This is a genomic window from Pseudomonas stagnisoli (assembly GCF_048595745.1).
In the GTDB taxonomy this organism is placed as follows: domain Bacteria; phylum Pseudomonadota; class Gammaproteobacteria; order Pseudomonadales; family Pseudomonadaceae; genus Aquipseudomonas; species Aquipseudomonas alcaligenes_A.
In genome coordinates this window covers 2,002,496-2,018,451 of the sequence record NZ_CP184361.1, presented here as the reverse complement: position 1 = coordinate 2,018,451, position 15,956 = coordinate 2,002,496, and the positions used below count along the sequence as shown (strand labels likewise).

The window sequence follows — 15,956 nt, the reverse complement described above, 5'->3', positions numbered from 1 at the left end:
AGCCCCGCACTGCGGGGCTTTTTCATTTCAGGCCGTAGCCCGCATGCAATCCGGGAGCGGCGTCGCTAGCTACTGTGGCGCCCGCACCGAATCCCAGGCCACCTGGGCCAGCAGCTCGCGACACTCGGCCAGCGATGTCTGGGTCCGCCCGGCCAGCCAGTGGCGTGCGAAGTCATGGGTCGGACCGATGACCACCGAGGTGAAGCAGTCCACCGGCATGGCCTTGAACAGCCCCTGCGCGCGATACACGGCAAGCGCATCGAGGATTCGCCGGAAGTTCACCCGGTTGACCTCGCGCAGCTCCGAGCCCACCTCGCTGGCCTCCACCCGGCCACGGCTGTGCAGGATGAAGCGCGCCCAGTCCGGGTTCGCCACCACCCAGTCGACATAGCTGGTGACCAGCAACTTGACGCAAGCCTCGGCGCTGTCGGCACGGGCGAAGCCCTCGGCGAGCAGCGCCGCGTACTCGGCCGTGCCGGCCAGATACAGGGCACCGATGATGCGTTCCTTGTTGCCGAAATGGTGATAAAGGCTGCCGATGCTGGCGCCAGAGCGGTCACGGATCATCTCGATGGTGGTGGCATCCACGCCGAAATCGGTGAAACAGGCCAGGGCGGCCTGGAGTATCTCGTCCTTGCGGGAACGGCGGGCCATCTGGCCTCCTCAACAAACTAGAATATTTTTCTAGAATTAAATTCTGGTATTCGTATACTGCCTGGGCGCGCGCTTCTCTTCAAATGCCAGCCATTGTGCAGGAGCACCCCATGAGTCAGATGATGCAGATGTACCAGCAGGTCGGCCCAGCCCAGTTCAGCACCCTGATCGGCCAGGTCGCGCCCTACTTCGCCAGCATTGCCCCGCAGTTCGTCGAGCTGCGCCCGGGCTATGCGGAAGTGACCTTCCCCAAACGCCGCGAAGTGCTCAACCACATCGGCACCGTACATGCCATCGCCCTGTGCAACGCTGCCGAGCTGGCGGCCGGCACCATGACCGACGCCTCCATCCCGGCAGGCTGCCGCTGGATTCCGCGCGGCATGACGGTGGAATACCTGGCCAAGGCCCAGGGTGACGTGCGCACAGTAGCTGACGGTAGCGCCATCGAATGGAACCAGGAAGGCGACATCAAGGTACCGGTGGTGGCCTACGTAGACGATAAGCCGGTGTTCCGTGCCGAAATCACCATGTACGTCAGCCGGAGCTCATCATGACCAGCCCACTCCATCGCCAGCTGGACAACGGCAACGGACACAAACTCTCCAGCCACTGGTTCCACCCCGCAGGCGAGGCGCGCGGCGTTGTCCTGATCGTGCCGGCCATGGGCGTGGAGCAGCGTTTCTACGCCGCCTTCGCGCAATGGCTGGCCGAGCGTGGTTTTGTCGCGGTGACCTTCGACTATGTCGGCATGGGCCTTTCTCGCCAGGGCCCGCTGCGTGATCTGAACGTCGACGTGATTGGCTGGGGCCGACACGACTGCAGCGCCATGCTCGATGCCGTGACAGCGGCGGCCGGCACGCTGCCGGTGTTCTGGATCGGACATAGCCTGGGCGGGCAGATTCTGCCCTTCGTGCGCGGCAGCGAGCGCATCCGGCGCGCCTTCACCATCGCCACCGGCAGCGGCTACTGGCGGGAAAACACCCGCAGCCTGCGCAACCGCGCATGGCTGCTGTGGTACTTCATCGCACCACTGGTCACCCCGCTTGCTGGCTACTTCCCCGGCCAGCGCCTGGGCATGGTCGGCGACCTGCCGCGCGGGGTGATCGAACAGTGGCGGCGCTGGTGCCTGCATCCGGAGTACGCTGTGGGCGCCGAAGGCAAAGCGGTTCGCGAGGCCTATTCGGCCGTGCGCACGCCGATCACGGCGATCTCCTTCACCGATGATGAGATGATGTCCGGGCGTAACACTGAATCATTGCACGGCTTCTATCGCGCCGCGCCACAGACGGCCAAGCGCATTGCACCGAAGCAGATAGGGGCGGAGCGAATCGGCCACTTTGGCTTCTTCCGCCGCCAGTTCGCCGAATCGCTATGGGCGCCCTATCTGCTGCCGGATTTGGACTAATAAGCCGGGTCAGGTTCAGTCGAGCCTGACCAGCACCCGGCCAACCAGCTGACCGGCGAGGATCTGCTCGATGGCCTGGGGCAGCTGCTCCAGGCTCTTCTCTTCGGCCAGGCTCTCCAGGTTGGTCAGCTTCCACTGCAGGGACAGCTTGTCCCACATGGACGCCTTGACCACCAGCGGCAGCTCCACCGAGTCCACCCCCAGCAGGTTGACCCCGCGCAGGATGAAGGGCGCGACATTGCCCTTGAAGCCCATGCCGGCGGTCAGGCCGCAGCAGGCCACGCTGGCGCCGTAGCGCAGCGACTTGACCACGTTGAACAGAATCTCGCCGCCGACGGTATCCACCGCACCGGCCCAGCGTTCCTTGAGCATGGCCTTGTCGCTGCCTTCCTGCAGTTCCTCGCGCGGCACGATCTGCTGGGCGCCGAGCTGGCGCAGGAACTCGCCCTGCCCGGCCTTGCCGGTGGACGCCGCGACGTTGTAGCCAAGCCGCGCCAGCAGTGCCACCGCGACCGAACCAACGCCACCGGTGGCGCCGGTGACCAGCACCGGGCCGGCTGCCGGGGTCAGCCCGGCCTGCTCCAGCTTGTCCACGCACAGCGCCGCAGTCAGGCCGGCAGTGCCGAGCAGCATGGCCTCGCGCAGCGACAAGCCCTTGGGCCGTTTGATCACCCAGGCCGCCGGTACGCGAATGTACTGGCCGAAGCCACCGGCGGTATTCATGCCCAGGTCGTAACCGGTGACGATCACCTCGTCGCCCGCCGCGAACTCGCTGGCCGAGGACTCGGCCACCACGCCGGCGGCGTCGATGCCAGGCGTATGCGGATAGGCCTTGGTCACCCCGCGGTTGCCACTGGCGGACAGCGCATCCTTGTAGTTGAGCGAGGAGTACTGCACGCGAATCAGCACCTCGCCGGCCGGCAAGTCGGCGACGCTACGTTCGACGACCTTGGGCACGAAGACACCGTTTTCCTCACTGACCAGCAGAGCCTTGAAGGCAGTCATGTCTTACTCCTACCAGAAACGTTGTTGATTGAGGCGGCTCCACCAGTTCAACAGCAGACGGTCCAGCGTCACGCTGGCCGCCAGGCCGAAACGCTCCGGCAGGCTCTTCTTCTCGGCGAAATGCAGATGGAACAGTTCGGCCTCGCGAGCACGCTCAGCCAGGTATTCGTCGCTGGTCTTGAGCTCGTCGACCAGATGCTTGTTCAGCGCGGAGACACCCAGCCAGACCTCGCCCGTGGCGATCTCGTCGATATTCAGCTGCGGCCGGTAGCGGGCCACGAAGTTCTTGAACAGCTCGTGGGTGGTGTCCAGGTCTTCCTGGAACTTCTCCCGGCCCTTCTCGGTGTTCTCGCCCAGTACGGTGAGGGTACGCTTGTACTCGCCGGCAGTGAGCATCTCCACATCGATATCATGCTTTTTCAGCAGTCGGTGGATGTTCGGCAGTTGGGCCACCACGCCGATGGAGCCGAGGATGGCGAAGGGCGCGCTGAGGATCTTGTCGCCGATGCAGGCCATCATGTAGCCGCCGCTGGCCGCCACCTTGTCCACGCACACGGTCAGCGGCACGCCGGCCTGGCGGATACGCGCCAGTTGCGAGGCAGCCAGGCCATAACCATGCACCATGCCACCACCGCTTTCCAGGCGCAGTACCACTTCATCCTGCGGGCTGGCCAGCGACAGCAATGCGGTCACCTCGTGGCGCAGGTTGTCGGTCGCCGAAGCCCTGATGTCGCCGTCGAAATCGAGCACGAACACCCGAGGCTTGCTCTGGCCGTCCTTCTTCGCCTGCTTGGCCTGTTTGGCTTCGGCCTTACGCTGCGCCTTGAGCTGCGTCTTGTCGAGCAGTTCATGCTCCAAGCGTTCGCGCAGCGCCTTGTAGAAGTCGTTGAGCTTGTTCACCTGCAGTTGACCGCTGCCCTTAACGCGGCCCTTGCCACGCAAGGCGGCGATGGTCAGCAGCACCACGATGATGGCGACCAGCACAGTCAACGTGCGCAACAGGAAGTCCGCATACCCCAACAGAAACTCCACAGATTCCCCCTCGTGTATAACCCTTTACGAGGCCCAGGCAAGGCCACGACTCCGCTCAAGCATACCGGCGCCAGAGCGTGCCGGCCAACCGTGGCAGACCATGTGTCGGCATCCCCGCGCAATTCAAACAAGCGTATGTTTTTTCGTTGACAGGCGCCCGGCTCTGCCCATAACCTCGCGAGACTTCAACCCGGCAGGATCGACTGCGGACGTGGGCAGCATCTACCTGATTCGACATGGCCAGGCCTCCTTCGGCGCCGACGACTACGACGTGCTGTCGTCGCTCGGTGTGCGCCAGGCCGAAGTGCTGGGCGATCACCTGGCGCAGCTCGGCATCGTTCTGGATCGCTGCCTGAGTGGCAGCCTACGGCGCCAGCAGCATACCGCCACCTCGGCCCTGCAGCGCTGCGTAGCCGCCGGTATGAGCGCGCCGGAACTGGAGATCGATCCGGCCTTCAATGAATTCGATGCCGAGGCAGTGATCCGCAACCTGCTACCAGCCATGCTGCCGGACGAGCCGGATGCCCCGACCATCCTGCGCAATCCGAAGGATAATCGCGCTGCCTTCCAGCACCTGTTCGCTCGGATCATTCGCCGCTGGGTCAGCGGCGAGCATGACGAACCGGGCCACGAAACCTGGCAAGCTTTCGTCGATACCGTCGGCGGCGGTCTGCAACGCCTACTGGCACGCGCCGAGCGCGGCCAGAACATCGCCGTATTCACCTCCGGCGGCACCATCACCGCCCTGCTCCACCTGTTGACCGGCGTACCGGCCGAGCGAGCCTTCGAGCTCAACTGGCAGATCGTCAATACTTCGCTCTCGCGCCTGACCTTCCGTGGCGACGAGGCAACTCTGGCTTCCTTCAACAGCCGTGTGCATCTGGAGCTGTTGAAGACCCCGGAACTCATCACCTATCGCTGAGTACCGGCCCACAGCGGCCCGCAAGGCCGCCAGCAACCCTTGATAACAAAGGATAGAAAACATGAGCTCCGTTGCCGACACCATCAACAGCATGAAGTCCAAGTTCAACGCCAGCGCCGCTGCCGGCCTGGACCTGGTGTTCCAGTTCAACATCGAAGACGGTGAAAACTACGCGCTGATCGTCAAGGACGGCACCTGCGACGTGCAACAGGGCGACAACCCGAACGCCAACGTCACCCTGATCATGGACAGCGCCACCCTGGCCGGTATCGCTTCCGGCGAAACCGATGGCATGCAGGCCTTCATGGGCGGCAAGCTGCGCGCCGAAGGCGACATGATGCTGGCCATGAAACTGGCCGAGCTGTTCCCGGTATAAGCCCTCGGGTTTACCGCGAAGCACAAAAAACCGGAGTCTTCGGACTCCGGTTTTTTTTCGCCCGGCACAAGCAATCAGAGCCCTTGATCAGGCGCCAACAGCCGCATCTATAAAGCTGTGCTTCACTCGATAGCGCTATTAGATTAACCAATGATTAGTGGCCCCCATCATCAGCAGAAGGGATAAGCATGACGCTGACAGACCAGTCCACCGGCATCCGCGAAGGCGAAGAACTCGATGCCGCGCAGATCGACCCGTACCTGAAGGCGCACATCCCCGGCCTCACCGGCACGCCGCGCATCAGCCAGTTCCCCGGCGGTGCCTCCAACCTGACCTACCTGCTGGAATACCCCGAGCAGGAATTCGTCCTGCGCCGCCCGCCGTTCGGCCACAAGGCCAAGTCGGCCCACGACATGGGCCGCGAGTACCGCATCCTCAACCAGCTCAACGCCGGCTTCCCCTATTGCCCGAAGGCCTACGTGCACTGCACCGACGAGTCGGTGATCGGCGCCGAGTTCTACGTGATGCAGCGGGTCAAGGGCATCATCCTGCGCAGCGACATGCCGGCCGAGCTGAACTTCAGCGCCGAGCAGACCAACGCCTTGTGCAAGAGCTTCATCGACAAGCTGGTCGACCTGCACAACGTCGATTACCAGGCCTGCGGCCTGGCCGACCTGGGCAAGCCGGAAGGCTACGTTAAGCGCCAGATCGAAGGCTGGAGCGACCGCTACGAGAAGGCACTGACCCCCGATGCCCCGGTCTGGGAGCAGGTCAAGGCCTGGCTACGCGAGAAGATGCCGGCCGACCACCACAAGCCGGGCATCGTGCATAACGACTACCGCTTCGACAATGTGATCCTCGACCCGGCCAATCCGATGCAGATCATCGGCGTGCTGGACTGGGAACTGACCACCATCGGCGACCCGCTGATGGACCTGGGCAACACCCTCGCCTACTGGATTGAGGCGAACGACCCGCCGCCCGTGCAGCTGATGCGCCGCCAGCCGAGCAACGCGCCGGGCATGCTGACCCGCCCGCAGTTCGTCGACTATTACGCCGAGCGCGCCGGCATCCAGATCGACAACTTCGACTTCTACTACGTGTACGGCCTGTTCCGTCTGGCCGGCATCGTGCAGCAGATCTACTACCGCTTCTTCCATGGCCAGACCAAGGACAAGCGCTTTGCCCAGTTCATCATGATGAACAAGCTGCTGGAACAGATGGCCCTGCAGGTCATCGGCAAATCCACCCTCTAACCCGGCTCAGACAAGGGAACCACAATGTCCAAGACCCACCTGTTCGACCTCGACGGCAAGATCGCTTTCGTCTCCGGCGCCAGCCGCGGCATCGGTGAAGCCATCGCCAAGCTGCTGGCCCAGCAGGGCGCCCACGTGATCGTCTCGAGCCGCAAGATCGACGACTGCCAGAAGGTCGCCGACGCCATCGTCGCCGACGGCGGCAAGGCCACTGCCATCGCCTGTCACATCGGCGAGATGGAGCAGATCCAGAGCGTCTTTGCCTTTATCCGCGAGCAGTTCGGCCGCCTCGACATCCTGGTCAACAACGCCGCCACCAACCCGCAGTTCTGCAACGTGCTGGACACCGACCTGGGCGCCTTCCAGAAGACCGTCGACGTCAACATCCGCGGCTACTACTTCATGTCCATCGAAGGCGGCAAGCTGATGAAGGCCAACGGCGGCGGCTCGATCATCAACGTCGCCTCGATCAACGGCGTCTCGCCGGGCGAATTCCAGGGCATCTACTCGGTGACCAAGGCTGCCGTGATCAGCATGACCAAGGTTTTCGCCAAGGAGTGCGCGCAGTTCGGCATCCGCTGCAACGCCCTGCTGCCGGGCCTGACCGACACCAAGTTCGCCTCGGCCCTGACCAAGAACGATGCCATCCTCAACATGGCGCTGCAGCGCATCCCGCTCAAGCGCGTGGCGGCACCGAGCGAGATGGCCGGCGCCGTGCTGTACCTGGCCAGCGAAGCCTCCAGCTACACCACCGGCGTGGCATTGAACGTGGACGGCGGCTTCCTCTCCTGAGGCCGTGACCGTCACACCGGGCCGGGCTCTTTGCCCGGCCTTTTGGCTGGCGCACCCAACACCCGGCAGTGATCAGCCGCTCCGGTATCGCATCAGTGCCCGCTTAGCCAGCACCGCTAATTGAACTGCTTAGACCGTGCGGCGTGCCTGGTCACCGTACCCATCGCTAGAAGCCATGCCCCACGCTCACCAGTCCTTGAGCGCCTGCTGCGCAACCTGGTTCATCGGCTGCGCCATCAGCCCGGTCGGGCCCAGACTGACGCTGAACACCGCGCCATCGGCAATCGGCAGGTAGGTGACACGCGCGGCCTGCGCCTCGAACAGGAACAGATCGCGCTGCCCCAGGCGCAGCCAGCGCCACAGATCGATGCCATAGGGACTCTCGGCCAGCGCCACCTGGGCAAAGCGAGCACTCTGCTGCTGCTCGATGGCGAGGAAACGCCCGGACAGCTTCTCCAGGCGGTAGCCCGGCTGCAGGCCGATAAGTGCCGCCAGGCCCTTCCAGCCCAGCAGGCGGGCATCCAGCTGCCAGAGATCGCCCTCCAGAGTCACCTCGCGCTCCTCGCCGCCCTCCAGCAGGTTGACGCGATAGCGCTGCGGACCATCGGCGCTGAAGCTCAGCGTCACCAGCGGCTTGTCCCGTACCTGCGGGTCATAGCTACGCAGGTCGTAGGCAACCACCCCGATCAGCAGCGCGAGCGCCAGAAAGGCCAGGCCGGCGGTGCCGCGCAGCCAAGCGAGAAACCAGTTGGGAGCGAACAGGATGCGGGCGGCGATGAACAGCGCCAGCAGGGCCAGCAAGCCGGTGAACCAGGCCAGGCCGTCGTACTGCATGCAAGCGATTCCTTATACGATTTTTTGCCGGCATTATGCGGAGCTACTGCGCGACGGGCCAGCAACAGCCCCGCACAATTGAATCCACTTCGAGTTTTTTATGCCCTTTCCCTTCGAGCTGGGTGTCGAACCGACCACCCTGCTGATTCTCGCCCTGGTCGCCTTCACCGCCGGATTCATCGACGCCATCGCCGGCGGCGGCGGCCTGCTGACCATCCCTGCCCTGCTCACCGCTGGCCTGCCACCCCATCTGGTACTGGGCACCAACAAACTGTGCGCCACCTTCGGCTCGGCCACCGCCAGCTACACCTTCTACCGGCGCCAGCTGTTCCATCCGCGGCAATGGCGCAATGCGCTGATCGCGACGGCCATCGGAGCCGCCATTGGCGCAATGATCGCGCACTGGTTACCCGCCGCCTGGCTCAACCAGATGCTGCCGGCCGTGGTATTCGGCTGCGGCCTGTACCTGCTGTTCGGCAAGACGCCGGAGACCCACGGCCAGCAGGACGCGCCGGTGGCGCAGGGGCGCCAGTGGCCGCAGGGCCTGGGCCTGGGCTTCTATGACGGGGTGGCCGGCCCCGGCACCGGCGCTTTCTGGACGGTCAGCACCCTGCTGCTCTACCCCATGGACCTGGTGCGTGCCAGCGGCGTGGCGCGCAGCATGAACTTCGTCAGCAACGCCATGGCCCTGACGGTATTCATCATCGCCGGCCAGGTGGCCTGGCTGCTCGGCATCGCCATGGGCCTGGCGCTGATGGCCGGCGCCTTCTTCGGCGCGCGCACGGCGATCCGCGGTGGCTCGAAATTCATCCGCCCGGTGTTCATCCTGGTCGTGCTGGCACTGACGGCACGCCTGGCCTGGCAGCACTGGTTCTGAACGGGCCTTTCAGCATGCGACTCGGCCATACCACTCCGATACTGCGCATCTTCGACGAGGCAAAGGCCCGCGAATTCTATGTGGACTACCTGGGCTTCCAGATCGACTGGGAACACCGCTTTGCCCCCGGGATGCCGCTGTACCTGCAGGTATCGCGCGACGGCTGCGTGCTGCACCTGTCCGAGCACCATGGCGACGCCTGCCCGGGCGCGGCCCTGCGCATCGCGACGAAGGACCTCGACGATCTGCTTCGGGAACTGCAACAGAAGCGCTATGGCTATGCGCATGCGACCATCGAGACAATGCCCTGGGGCAGTCGTGACATGAGCCTGCGTGATCCCTTCGGCAACCGCCTGACGTTCACTGACAGCATCGGCGGCTGACGTTCAACGCGGCAGCTGCGGCTCCGGGTGGCCCAGGCGGCGCGCCACATAGAGGTCGATCAGATAGCGGGCGATGGAGCGCTGCATCGGCAGTGGCGGTAGTTGGTCGATGGAGAACCAGCGTGCATCCTCGATCTCTTCGGGCTGCGGCACGATCTCGCCGCCGGCATACTCGGCGTGGAAACCGAGCATCAGCGAATGCGGGAAAGGCCAGCCCTGGCTCCCCAGGTACTGCAGCTTGCCGACCTGGATGCCGACCTCCTCATGCACCTCGCGTACCACGCACTCCTCGGCCGACTCGCCGGGCTCGACGAAACCGGCCAGGGTGCTGTAGACCCCCGGCACGAAACGCGGCGAGCGAGCCAGCAGCAGCTCGTCGCCACGGGTGACCAGCACGATCATGCTCGGCGAGATGCGTGCATAGCTGTCCAAACCACACTCGGGGCAGCGCAGGCAGCGCTCGCCCGGCACCTGGCGGTTACGGCTACCACAGCGCCCGCAAAAGCGGTGATTGAGGTCCCAATGCGCCACCTGCTCGGCAAACGACAGCATGCGGAACGTCGGGTAGTCGGCCTGCAGCATGAACTGGCGCAAGCCCTGCCAGAAGCAGCCGGGCATCTCGGCGGCGTGCTCGACCTGCAACAGCCAAACCGGCTGATCGTCGAAACGCCCCAGGCCGTGCTCGGCGATCACCGGCAACTCCTGGCGCTTGAGCCAGTCGCGCGGGAAAAGGACGCCGTTGCTGTCGGCGAGAAAGCCCTGCGGGCTGCGTACCAGTGCCCAGCCACCGGCCTGGGCATTGTCCAGCGGCGGCGTGGTCTGCCAGCCGGAAGCCATCAGGCAGCTACCGACAGACCCAGGGCGCGCACACTCTCCTCGGCCAGGTCGAGCACGCTCGGCGTGGTCTCGGGACGCAGCACCGCACCGCCCTCGAGGTAGTACTCCAGGCTACTGAGCGCGTCAGCCAGGGTTTCCAGCATCTGCTCGGAGGGCATCTGCCTAGCATCGAGCATCTGCGTCTGGATGTAGTCGGCACACAGGCCGATCAGCTTGGCCGCGCGCTCCTGACCAAGGAACCAAAGGCCGCCACGTACGGCCTGCAGGCTGGTCGGCACGTTGGCCAGGTGGATGCGATCACCACTGGCCTCGATATAGGAAGTGATGGCACGTTTAGCCAGAGCCAGGCCGCCCTGGGCCTCATCGACCACCACGATGCGCGCCTCGATCAACTGGTGCGCGGCGAATGCCTCGCCCTCGTCGCCCGGCTGCGCCTGTTGTGGCCTGGCGTTGCGCTGCTCGCCACGCTCCAGGCTGGCGACCATGCTCTCGACGTAGAGCACCGCCTCCGCCAGTTTGTGCAGGTCGGGGTTGGCAGGAAGGCTCTCCTCGCTCCAGCTGCCCACCACCGGCAGCTGCACCTGCAGGGCGTTGGCGGCGGAGCTCAGCCCGACCATGTTGAGGGTCTTGGACAGCTTGCCGAGCAGTGCATGCAGGTTGCCGAAGCTGTCCGGCTGGGCGGTGCCACGCTCGATCAGGTCGAGCAGATCCTTGACACTGGCCAGCTCCTCGCGAATAGCGGTGGACAGCGAGCGCATCACGCCCTGGCCGGGGCCGGACAGACGCTGGTATTCCTCGTCGAGCAGATGGTCGGTGAACGGCAGCGGCGTGAGGCCGAACACCTCGCGCACGGCGCTCGACTGCGGGCCGCGGCTGTCGGCCAGGGCCACCAGGTAGAGCAGCTCCTTGAGCAGGCTGCGCGGCGCCTCGTAGCTGCCGTTGGCCACCAGGGCCTGCTTGATCTCGCGATCCAGGCGAGAGAACAGTTGCTTGCGCGCCTTGCGCGGCAGCAGTTGCCCCTCCAGCTGCGACTCCACGGCCGCCGCGCCGATCCAGCACAGGCGTCCGGCCGGTTTGTCGGAGAACAGGCCATCCAGGCGCACGAGCGCCCGCAGCATCAGCTTGAGCCCGGCCTGCAGGTTGTCTTCGCGGATGAAGCCCAGCAGCCCGACCTGGAACATGTGGCGCAGGCGCCGGGCATCCTCGACACTCAGCGGCGTGCTAGGCATGCCGGCCTCGCGCGGCTGGTCGAGGCGGACGCTGAAGAAGAAACTTTCCGGCAGCGGCGGCTGGGCACCGGCCTGGCGCAACTCGTTGATGGCCGGCAGCAGCAACTCAGGCATTTCCTGGCGATGGGCGTCGACGTTTTCCAGGTAGCGGCGCAGCACGTACAGTGCGCTGCTCAGGGCCGCCAGCTGACCATCGCGCTCCTCGCCGGCTCCGGCGGGAATGTCGGTTGCCTGTTGCAGCACTTCCTGGGCCAGCAGCTCGGCGCCGGCCAGTTCGATCAGGTTCAGGGTGCCACGCACCTGCTGCAGGTTTTCCACGGCCTGCTGCAACAGGCTGCCATTGTTCCGTTCGGCAATGAACTGCTCGAGACTCTGTTCAGTCTCTTCGATGGTGGTGAACAGTTCGTCACGCACCAAGCTCAGGGATGTCGCTCCAGTGACCATGGGTCTGCTGAACCTCTTTAGGCTGGGTCAGTCGGCGAATTCCGGCTTCTGCTTGCTCATGTGCGCGGCCATGGCCACGCGCAGGTCGGCAGACTGCAGCATGGCACCGTTCCAGTTGGCGACGTACTCGAGGCCGTCATCCACGCGGTGGTCACGCATGTAGCGAATCATGTGTTTGGTGCCGCGAATGGCGATTGGCGACTTGGCAGCGATCTCGCGAGCGATCTCGAAAACGCCGGCCAGCAGTTCTTCCTGGCTGGCATAGGTACGATTGACCAGATTGATCCGTTGCGCCTCGGCGCCGTCGATGGTGCGGCCGGTAAAGGCCAGCTCACGCATCATGCCGTCACCGATGATGCGCGGCAGGCGCTGCAGGGTGCCGACATCGGCCGCCATGCCCATGTCGATTTCCTTGATGGAGAACTGCGCATCGACGGTGGAGTAACGCATGTCACAGGCCGAGATCAGGTCGATCGCGCCGCCCAGGCAGTAGCCCTGGATCGCCGCGAGCACCGGCTTGCGGCAGTTGTCGACGGCATTGAAAGAGGCCTGCAACTGGAGGATCTTGCGGCGCAGCGCCTCGGCATTGCGGCCCACGTCCTTGCCCAGCTGGCTGCCGGCCTGGGCCAGCAGCATCAGGTCGATACCCGAGGAAAAATGCTTGCCGGCACCGGAAAGGACCACAACGCGCACGTCATCGGTGTCGTCGATCCAGCGGAAGACGTCGACTATCTCGGTCCAGAAATCCGCGTTCATCGCGTTCACTTTTTCCGGGCGATTGATCTGCACATGGGCGATCTTGTCGACCAGCTCGACGCGGAATGCTTTGTATTCGGACACGCAGATCATCCTCGGTGACAGGGCGCACGGGGTGCGCGCGGATATGTTGTTTTGGAATCAATCAGCCCACTATAACAAGCACGAAACAAAAGTCGATGCCGGTCACTGTGATCCAGAGCACGCTGGCAAAGCTAAGAAGAATTCTGACTATCTTCGTTAAACTCTTGATCTTTTTAGAACTAGGCCGGCAATAGCGGCCATGGAATTGGGGATATCGGCAATGCAGCGCTCACTGACCCACGCCCTGGTCGACAACTTCCTGGGCAACTCCCCGTCCTGGTACAAGCTGACGATCATCTTCTTCCTGATCGCCAACCCCATGGTGCTGTGGAGCCTGGGCCCGGCAGTGGCCGGCTGGCTGCTGGTCGGCGAATTCATCTTCACCCTGGCCATGGCCCTCAAGTGCTATCCGCTGCAGCCAGGCGGTCTGTTGGTGCTGCAGGCGATCCTGCTGCAACTGACAACGCCGCAGGCCCTGTACAAGGAACTGGCGCACAACTTCCCGGTGATCCTGCTGCTGATGTTCATGGTCGCCGGCATCTATTTCATGAAGGGCCTGCTGCTGTTCCTGTTCTCCCGGCTGCTGCTGGGGGTGCGCTCCAAGCCGCTGCTGGCCCTGCTGTTCTGCCTGTTCTCGGCCTTCCTCTCGGCCTTCCTTGATGCCCTGACGGTGACGGCGGTGATCATCAGCGTCGGTGTCGGCTTCTTCTCCGTGTACCACCGGGTCGCCTCCGGCAAGAACCCGCGTGAAGACGTCGGGGTCAACAGCGACCATGAGGTGGTGGAGCTGCACCGCGAGGACCTGGAGCAGTTCCGCGCCTTCCTGCGCAGCCTGCTGATGCACGGCGCCGTCGGTACTGCCCTGGGTGGCGTGTGCACCCTGGTGGGCGAGCCACAGAACCTGCTGATCGGTCACGAGGTCGGCTGGAACTTCGGCCAGTTCTTCCTCGAAGTCGCACCGGTTTCGCTACCGGTACTGGTCGCCGGCCTGGCTACCTGCGTGCTGCTGGAGAAGCTGCGCTGGTTCGGTTACGGCGCCCTGCTCCCGGCTGCCGTGCGTCAGGTCCTGGCCGAGCACGCCCGTGAGGACGATGCCCATCGCACCCAGGCCCAGCGTGCGGCGCTGCTGGTGCAGGGCCTGGCCGCACTGGTGCTGATCCTCGGCCTGGCCTTCCACGTCGCCGAAGTGGGGCTGATCGGCCTGCTGGTGATCGTGCTGATCACCGCGTTTTCCGGCATCACCGATGAGCACCAGATCGGCCGCGCCTTTCAGGACGCTCTGCCGTTCACCGCGCTGCTGGTGGTGTTCTTCGCCGTGGTCGCGGTGATCCACGATCAGCAGCTGTTCAGCCCGATCATCCAGTGGGTCCTGACACTGCCAGCGGAGCAGCAGCCCGGCATGCTGTTCATCGCCAACGGCCTGCTCTCGGCCATCAGCGACAACGTATTCGTCGCCACCATCTACATCACCGAGGTCAAGCAAGCCTTCCTCGCCGGCCAGATGAGCCGTGAGCATTTCGACGTGCTGGCGGTAGCCATCAACACCGGCACCAACCTGCCCAGCGTAGCCACGCCCAACGGCCAGGCGGCCTTCCTGTTCCTGCTCACCTCGGCCATCGCGCCACTGATTCGGCTGTCCTACGGGCGCATGGTGTGGATGGCGCTGCCCTACACGGTGGTCATGGGCGGCCTGGGCTGGTGGGCGGTCAGTTACTGGCTGTGACGGACTGCAGCCGGTTGCGCCACTGCCGCCAGGTGTAGAACGGGATGCCCACCATCATCACCAGGAAGCCCCAGAACACCGCCTGCTCACCCGTGCCGTAGAGCGCCCAGACCGAGTAGATGAAGGCGCAGCTGCCCACCAGCAGCTGGCGCCCGCGCTCCCGTGCGCTGAAACCATCGGGCTTGGTCGCCAGCAGGTGCAGCAGCGCCGCGGCACACAGCACATAGGGCACCACCCCAGCCATGGTGCCGAGCAGGATGATCACGTTGAACACCTCGACCAGCTCACCCTGGCCGTTCACCAGCACCAGCAGGGTCACCAGCACCCCCGAGATCAGCATGCCGTGGGCTGGCACGCCGCGCCGGCTGGTCCTCGCCAGGATCGCCGGGAACAGACCGTCGCGCGCCGGCGCCATGGGGATCTGCCCCTGCAGCAGGACCCAGCCATTGAGCGCGCCCAGGCAGGCGATCACCGCTCCACCCGCGATGAAGTAGTAGCCCCAGTCGCCGAACATTACCCGCGCCGCATCGGCGAAAGGCGCGCTGGAGTGGGCCAGCACATCCGGCGGCAGGATGCCCTGTACCGCCGTGTTGGAGAGGATGTACACCGCCGCTGCCACCAGTGTGCCGAACAAAGTGGCGCGCGGGATGGTGCGGCGCGGGTCACGTACGTGCTCGGCCGGCACCGTGGCCGACTCCAGGCCGATGAACGACCACAGGGTCAGCGCCGCCGTGGTAGCGATGGCCTGCACATAACCGCCGCCTGGCAGCGCGGCCGGCTCGGGAATGCGCAGGTAGCTCGGGTTGAAATAGAACCAGCCGAGCAAACCGACCAGCAGCAGCGGCACCAGCTTGAGCAGGGTGAGGATGTTCTGCGCCACGGCGAAGGAGCGGATGCCGCGCAGGTTGATCAGGGTGCACAGCCAGATCGCACCGATCGCCGTACTGACCATCAGCAGCGGGTCACGCAGTACCGGCAGGAATACCTGCAGGTAGCCGACCAGGGTCACCGAGATCGCCGCATTGCCGATCCAGGCGGCCATCCAGTAGATCCAGGCGCACAGGTAGCCGGCGAAACTGCCGAAGGCATCGCGGGTATAGGCGTAGGGGCCGCCGGCGGCCGGGTCGAAACGCGCCAGGCGCGAGAAGGTCAGCGCCAGCAATATGGCCCCGGCACTCGACACCAGCCAGCCGATCAGGCTCAGGCCGCCATAGGGCGTCAGGCTGGCCGGCAGCAGGAACACTCCCGAGCCGACCATGTTGCCGATCACCAGGGCACTGCAGGTCCAGAACCCCATCTCGCCCTTGCTGCTCTTGTCCTGAGCCATGTTCCCCCCGGATTGCACAG

Annotated in this window: 17 protein-coding genes; 9 read left to right on the top strand and 8 right to left on the bottom strand. The window is 64.7% G+C overall.

Annotated features, from left to right (window positions below; genetic code table 11):
- Window positions 1-69: 69 nt before the first annotated feature.
- On the bottom strand, window positions 70-654 hold the full coding sequence (locus ACOAPY_RS09705) for a TetR/AcrR family transcriptional regulator (protein ID WP_465156471.1): 585 nt from the start codon (window positions 652-654) through the stop codon (window positions 70-72).
- Between the two features lie 110 nt (window positions 655-764).
- Between ACOAPY_RS09705 and ACOAPY_RS09700 the strand changes: the two genes are divergently transcribed.
- Both ACOAPY_RS09700 and ACOAPY_RS09695 read left to right on the top strand, forming a co-directional pair.
- Entirely contained in the window at window positions 765-1,208 is a 444-nt protein-coding gene (locus ACOAPY_RS09700; RefSeq protein WP_465156469.1) for a hotdog fold domain-containing protein, read from the top strand.
- Window positions 1,205-2,059, top strand: coding sequence for an alpha/beta hydrolase family protein (locus tag ACOAPY_RS09695; protein WP_465156467.1), 855 nt, complete (start codon window positions 1,205-1,207; stop codon window positions 2,057-2,059). Before ACOAPY_RS09700 ends, ACOAPY_RS09695 begins: the two co-directional genes overlap by 4 nt.
- A 15-nt stretch (window positions 2,060-2,074) precedes the next feature.
- On the opposite strand, the gene ACOAPY_RS09690 is transcribed toward ACOAPY_RS09695, so the two are convergent.
- The gene (locus tag ACOAPY_RS09690) at window positions 2,075-3,064 is read right to left on the bottom strand and encodes an oxidoreductase (protein WP_076583252.1); all 990 of its coding nucleotides are present in this window, start codon (window positions 3,062-3,064) and stop codon (window positions 2,075-2,077) included.
- Window positions 3,065-3,073: 9 nt separating this feature from the next.
- Entirely contained in the window at window positions 3,074-4,096 is a 1,023-nt protein-coding gene (gene sohB, locus ACOAPY_RS09685) for a protease SohB (RefSeq protein WP_465156465.1), read from the bottom strand.
- Window positions 4,097-4,307: 211 nt separating this feature from the next.
- Between sohB and ACOAPY_RS09680 the strand changes: the two genes are divergently transcribed.
- The 4 genes from ACOAPY_RS09680 (at window position 4,308) to ACOAPY_RS09665 (ending at window position 7,442) form a co-directional block, all read left to right on the top strand.
- The gene (locus ACOAPY_RS09680) at window positions 4,308-5,018 is read left to right on the top strand and encodes a histidine phosphatase family protein (protein ID WP_465156463.1); all 711 of its coding nucleotides are present in this window, start codon (window positions 4,308-4,310) and stop codon (window positions 5,016-5,018) included.
- 61 nt (window positions 5,019-5,079) lie between these two features.
- Window positions 5,080-5,394 carry an SCP2 sterol-binding domain-containing protein gene (locus ACOAPY_RS09675; RefSeq protein WP_076428759.1) on the top strand — a complete coding sequence of 105 codons (315 nt, stop codon included), beginning with the start codon at window positions 5,080-5,082 and terminating at the stop codon, window positions 5,392-5,394.
- A gap of 188 nt (window positions 5,395-5,582) precedes the next feature.
- Window positions 5,583-6,650, top strand: coding sequence for a phosphotransferase family protein (locus ACOAPY_RS09670; RefSeq protein WP_465156461.1), 1,068 nt, complete (start codon window positions 5,583-5,585; stop codon window positions 6,648-6,650).
- A gap of 24 nt (window positions 6,651-6,674) precedes the next feature.
- Window positions 6,675-7,442: an SDR family oxidoreductase gene (locus tag ACOAPY_RS09665; RefSeq protein WP_021699567.1), complete on the top strand. Its 768-nt coding sequence runs from the start codon at window positions 6,675-6,677 to the stop codon at window positions 7,440-7,442.
- A gap of 186 nt (window positions 7,443-7,628) precedes the next feature.
- Here the strand turns inward: ACOAPY_RS09665 and ACOAPY_RS09660 are convergent, their stop codons facing one another.
- Window positions 7,629-8,276: a hypothetical protein gene (locus ACOAPY_RS09660; RefSeq protein WP_465156459.1), complete on the bottom strand. Its 648-nt coding sequence runs from the start codon at window positions 8,274-8,276 to the stop codon at window positions 7,629-7,631.
- A 100-nt stretch (window positions 8,277-8,376) separates the two neighbouring features.
- On the opposite strand from ACOAPY_RS09660, the gene ACOAPY_RS09655 reads away from it, so the two are divergent.
- Together ACOAPY_RS09655 and ACOAPY_RS09650 are read left to right on the top strand one after the other, a co-directional pair.
- On the top strand, window positions 8,377-9,153 hold the full coding sequence (locus ACOAPY_RS09655; RefSeq protein WP_465156457.1) for a TSUP family transporter: 777 nt from the start codon (window positions 8,377-8,379) through the stop codon (window positions 9,151-9,153).
- Window positions 9,154-9,167: 14 nt separating this feature from the next.
- Complete coding sequence (locus ACOAPY_RS09650) at window positions 9,168-9,536, top strand: glyoxalase superfamily protein (RefSeq protein WP_465156455.1); 369 nt, start codon at window positions 9,168-9,170, stop codon at window positions 9,534-9,536.
- Between the two features lie 3 nt (window positions 9,537-9,539).
- Here ACOAPY_RS09650 and nudC read toward each other — a convergent pair whose 3' ends face one another.
- The 3 genes from nudC to ACOAPY_RS09635 are packed head-to-tail and all read right to left on the bottom strand — an operon-like array spanning window position 9,540 to window position 12,886.
- Window positions 9,540-10,373 carry an NAD(+) diphosphatase gene (gene nudC / locus ACOAPY_RS09645; protein WP_465156453.1) on the bottom strand — a complete coding sequence of 278 codons (834 nt, stop codon included), beginning with the start codon at window positions 10,371-10,373 and terminating at the stop codon, window positions 9,540-9,542.
- A complete protein-coding gene (locus tag ACOAPY_RS09640) occupies window positions 10,373-12,046 on the bottom strand; it encodes a ferrous iron transporter B (RefSeq protein ID WP_465156451.1) in 1,674 nt (557 codons plus the stop codon). The genes nudC and ACOAPY_RS09640 overlap by 1 nt, the downstream gene beginning before the upstream one ends.
- Window positions 12,047-12,073: 27 nt before the next feature.
- A complete protein-coding gene (locus tag ACOAPY_RS09635) occupies window positions 12,074-12,886 on the bottom strand; it encodes a crotonase/enoyl-CoA hydratase family protein (RefSeq protein ID WP_076583615.1) in 813 nt (270 codons plus the stop codon).
- A gap of 220 nt (window positions 12,887-13,106) precedes the next feature.
- Between ACOAPY_RS09635 and nhaB the strand changes: the two genes are divergently transcribed.
- Complete coding sequence (nhaB, locus tag ACOAPY_RS09630; RefSeq protein ID WP_465156449.1) at window positions 13,107-14,609, top strand: sodium/proton antiporter NhaB; 1,503 nt, start codon at window positions 13,107-13,109, stop codon at window positions 14,607-14,609.
- On the opposite strand, the gene ACOAPY_RS09625 is transcribed toward nhaB, so the two are convergent.
- On the bottom strand, window positions 14,593-15,936 hold the full coding sequence (locus ACOAPY_RS09625) for an amino acid permease (RefSeq protein ID WP_465156447.1): 1,344 nt from the start codon (window positions 15,934-15,936) through the stop codon (window positions 14,593-14,595). The two genes, nhaB and ACOAPY_RS09625, sit on opposite strands and share 17 nt — an antisense overlap.
- Window positions 15,937-15,956 lie beyond the last annotated feature (20 nt).

Bases quoted from the DNA above. Each gene is read 5' to 3' on its own strand.
- ACOAPY_RS09705 (WP_465156471.1), bottom strand. From the start codon at position 654: ATGGCCCGCCGTTCCCGCAAGGACGAGATACTCCAGGCCGCCCTGGCC.
- ACOAPY_RS09700 (WP_465156469.1), top strand. From the start codon at position 765: ATGAGTCAGATGATGCAGATGTACCAGCAGGTCGGCCCAGCCCAGTTC.
- ACOAPY_RS09695 (WP_465156467.1), top strand. From the start codon at position 1,205: ATGACCAGCCCACTCCATCGCCAGCTGGACAACGGCAACGGACACAAA.
- ACOAPY_RS09690 (WP_076583252.1), bottom strand. From the start codon at position 3,064: ATGACTGCCTTCAAGGCTCTGCTGGTCAGTGAGGAAAACGGTGTCTTC.
- ACOAPY_RS09675 (WP_076428759.1), top strand. From the start codon at position 5,080: ATGAGCTCCGTTGCCGACACCATCAACAGCATGAAGTCCAAGTTCAAC.
- ACOAPY_RS09670 (WP_465156461.1), top strand. From the start codon at position 5,583: ATGACGCTGACAGACCAGTCCACCGGCATCCGCGAAGGCGAAGAACTC.
- ACOAPY_RS09665 (WP_021699567.1), top strand. From the start codon at position 6,675: ATGTCCAAGACCCACCTGTTCGACCTCGACGGCAAGATCGCTTTCGTC.
- ACOAPY_RS09660 (WP_465156459.1), bottom strand. From the start codon at position 8,276: ATGCAGTACGACGGCCTGGCCTGGTTCACCGGCTTGCTGGCCCTGCTG.
- ACOAPY_RS09655 (WP_465156457.1), top strand. From the start codon at position 8,377: ATGCCCTTTCCCTTCGAGCTGGGTGTCGAACCGACCACCCTGCTGATT.
- ACOAPY_RS09650 (WP_465156455.1), top strand. From the start codon at position 9,168: ATGCGACTCGGCCATACCACTCCGATACTGCGCATCTTCGACGAGGCA.
- nudC (WP_465156453.1), bottom strand. From the start codon at position 10,373: ATGGCTTCCGGCTGGCAGACCACGCCGCCGCTGGACAATGCCCAGGCC.
- ACOAPY_RS09640 (WP_465156451.1), bottom strand. From the start codon at position 12,046: ATGGTCACTGGAGCGACATCCCTGAGCTTGGTGCGTGACGAACTGTTC.
- nhaB (WP_465156449.1), top strand. From the start codon at position 13,107: ATGCAGCGCTCACTGACCCACGCCCTGGTCGACAACTTCCTGGGCAAC.
- ACOAPY_RS09625 (WP_465156447.1), bottom strand. From the start codon at position 15,936: ATGGCTCAGGACAAGAGCAGCAAGGGCGAGATGGGGTTCTGGACCTGC.